The organism is Pseudoalteromonas sp. P1-9 (assembly GCF_001399975.1).
Taxonomy (GTDB): Bacteria; Pseudomonadota; Gammaproteobacteria; order Enterobacterales; family Alteromonadaceae; genus Pseudoalteromonas.
The window spans coordinates 1-411 of the sequence record NZ_LKBD01000144.1; the positions used below are offsets into that span (position 1 = coordinate 1).

Genomic DNA, 411 nt, shown 5'->3' on the forward strand with positions numbered 1-411 from the left:
TTCCGGCGCTTCATAAGCCTGCTCCGACGCCCACTCGGGCGCCGGTAATCGCTTCTTATCTATCTTACCATTGGCCGTTAACGGCCAGGCATCAACCGTCACAAAGACCGACGGCATCATATAATCCGGTAATTTCCCTGCAAGGTCACTCTTCAATCTCGCGCTATCAAGCGCTTCATTTTGCCATTGCACATACCCCACTAACTGGTGCTCGCCCTCTCTCACTTCTGGTGCCAACACCAAAGCCGACTCCACACCCTCACACGCACTTAATGCATGACTTATCTCGCCCAGCTCTATTCGAAAGCCCCGTATCTTGACTTGGTCATCCACGCGACCCATAAAGACCAAACGACCATCCGGTAAGTAACGGACTAAATCTCCGGTTCGATACAATCGCTCGCCCGGTAC

1 protein-coding gene is annotated in these 411 nt (G+C 52.8%); it reads right to left on the reverse strand.

Going from position 1 to position 411, the window contains the following annotated elements; genetic code table 11:
• A partial coding sequence (locus tag AN214_RS21935) for an AMP-binding enzyme (RefSeq protein WP_408002998.1) occupies positions 1–396 on the reverse strand: 396 nt, incomplete at its 3' end.
• Between the last annotated feature and the right edge of the window lie 15 nt (positions 397–411).